Genomic DNA, 2731 nt, shown 5'->3' on the forward strand with positions numbered 1-2731 from the left:
TAGACGTTGCCGGCGATCTGCGTGTTACTGTTTAAATTTACAGTGTTAGAGGAAGCAGCGCCGCTAGCCTTTCCACCATATACGCTTCCGCCTACGTTTACCGAGTTAAGAGTTATGGTGTTGGAAATCGCGCTGTTTCCCTTGCCGCCTACCGCCATTGCTCCTACGCTGCCGTTGTTTATAGTTACGATATTGGATTTGGCTTCTCCGTTGCTAGTATTGCCGCCGTAAATGCTATTGTGGATTATCGTAGCATTCGTAGTTACGCTATTATCGTGGACATCCCCGCCTCCGCCGCTATTATGGGCGTTGGCAGCGTTTACGTATTTAACGTCTATTCCGCTTGCTTCGAAAGTTACATGGTTATTATAAATTTCTTGCGGGGTAGCGGAATTTGAATATCCTCCGTTGATCTCGCCTATGCTGCTTCCGCCCTTGATCTTGGCGTAGTTATCGTGGACGCTATTGCTTCCGTCGGCAGCATCGTCTCTGCCCGAGCTTATGTTTTTGCCGCCTAGATTGCCTGCGCCCTCCTTTACTATTACGGTGTTTCCTTTATTGCCGAATAGATCAGTAGCGCCCGCAGCCTTGTTGGAATTTTGATTTTGCATTAGCTCGCTTTGATCGAAGTTAAGGTCCATCCAAGAACGAGTTAGTGTGCCTTTCTGCATAATTAAATTCTTATTGTTTTCGACCTCGATCGTGGTTCCGTTGATCTGATAGTGATCTTTGTCTGTAATCGTGTAAATTTGATTATCTTGCACGGTCTGCGCGGGTCTGGTGATCGTGCCGCCGCCTGAATTATGTATCAGATAGTACTTTCCTTCGCCAAGATCTGATTTTATACCCTCTATCTTTGTGCCGTTTAAATTCGTATTGCCATTAGTGGTTAGAGTAAGCGGCGCATCCGCTTCGATCGTGGAGTATAAATCATTGAAATTTATAGAGCCGAAATTTTTAATGTCTTTAGCTTTTTTAATGCCGCCGCCGACCCAATTTTCTATATGCAGAGTATTAGTTTTATCGGAATTTTTATTACTACCCCAGATCGTGCCACTTATAGTGCCGCCTCTAAAATTTACGTTGCTATTCTCGACGCTGCCGCTTGTGGCGTAGCCTGCATAGACGTCTCCTGCTATCGTCGTTCTTTCTTTATTGATATAAACGACTGCGTTTTTGACGCTTCCTGCGCGTGCGCCATAGACATTGCCGCCTACGTGCACGCCTTTATTAGAATCGAATGCCCCTAGAGTAACTCTATCGCCGTCTGATTCGCCTGCGATGCCGCTTGCTGCCGCGACATCGACTTTTACGGCGCCTTTGTAAAGATCGACTACACTTCGCGAGCTTGAGGCGCCGCCCAAAGAGCCCGTGACGCTGCCCACTATCGCATCGTCATTGTTCATTTCTACGCGATTTGCGCTCATTACGCTAGCGCTATTTGCTTGACCGCCAATCACTTGGTAATTTTGCGCTTTTAGCCTTGAGTTTATGGTTACGGAGTTTGCGCTAGAGCTTCCGCTTCCACCCGCTGCGCCCCAAATTCTACCACTACCGTTTAGAGTAATAGTGTTTGTGCCGCCGTAATAAGGCGCCGTTATATTGACGCTATTGTAGCTGCTTTTTCCCGTGGAGGATTGAGCGCCGAATATATCGAAGTTCCCTCTAAACGTACCGCCTTTGATAGTTATTCTATTTGATACGGCATCACCGCCGCCGCTTACTATACCGCCTACGATTACATTTGTAACGGAGCTGTTGCCGATAGTGCCTCCGTCGATCGTTACGGCGTTAGAGGAGGATTTTTTATCCGCTCCACTTCTGCCGCCGATGATATTATAATGTCTATTTGAGCTGCCGCCGAAGTTATCGGCATTTCCCGTAATTTCGGCGCCGTATTTTACAAAAACCTGATTTCGCGTCGCTTCGCCTTCGTTGCCTGTTTTAGACGCCGCTATGCCTTGCCCGCCTACAACCAAATTTACCTTAGAGCCATTTTCCAAGCTCACGTAATTATCCGATACGCCCTTAGCTTCGGCGCCTATTGCGATACCCACGTAAGCGTTTGCGCCCCTAATCGTAAGTCTATTGTTGGAGGCGGAGCTTAACTCAGTAAAGCCAGCGATCCCATCGCCGCTTCCTCCGCCGTAAATCACGCTGCCGGAGTAATCCGTCCCGCCGCTTGCAACGCCCGTAATCGTCGTAATATTGCCGTTCGGGCTGGTGCTACCGTTGCCGCTAGTATTGCCGCTAAATCCCGCCGAATAGAGGTTATTATGGGTATGGATAAGCGGCGGATTAGAATCTGCATTGCAAAGTGCTTGTGCGGGCGCTAGTGCGAGCACCGCTGCGAGGCTAAGCATAGAGGAGCAGATGGATTTTTTCATATATTGATCCTTTGAAATTCGTAAAGTTTGCGATTATACATAAAAATAGATCAGTTTGCAATATGAAAAATCGCTGATCGGTTTTTAAAAAAAAGGGGGGGGCTGCATTTGTAATTTTAAGTAATAAAAATTTACTCTTTGCGCAGAATAAATTCCTGGCTATGAAATTTAATCCTTTTTTAGGGGGCATTTTGAGCGGATTGCAAGTGGTGAAAAAATCCCAGCAAGAGGATTTTTAGTAAAATTTGAAATAATAAAAATCTGAGCTAAATTAATTCTGGCAATTTCAAGCTGCGGTAAAATTTATGCAAGATAAATTTTAAGCGAGCGGAATTTTATATAAG

General features: G+C 46.1%; 1 protein-coding gene. It reads right to left on the reverse strand.

What is annotated here, in order from left to right; all coding sequences use genetic code 11:
* The coding region (locus tag Q0256_RS09785) for a hypothetical protein (protein ID WP_297962577.1) at positions 1-2387 on the reverse strand (2387 nt) is incomplete at its 3' end.
* Between the last annotated feature and the right edge of the window lie 344 nt (positions 2388-2731).

Source organism: uncultured Campylobacter sp. (assembly GCF_937949835.1).
Taxonomy (GTDB): domain Bacteria; phylum Campylobacterota; class Campylobacteria; order Campylobacterales; family Campylobacteraceae; genus Campylobacter_B.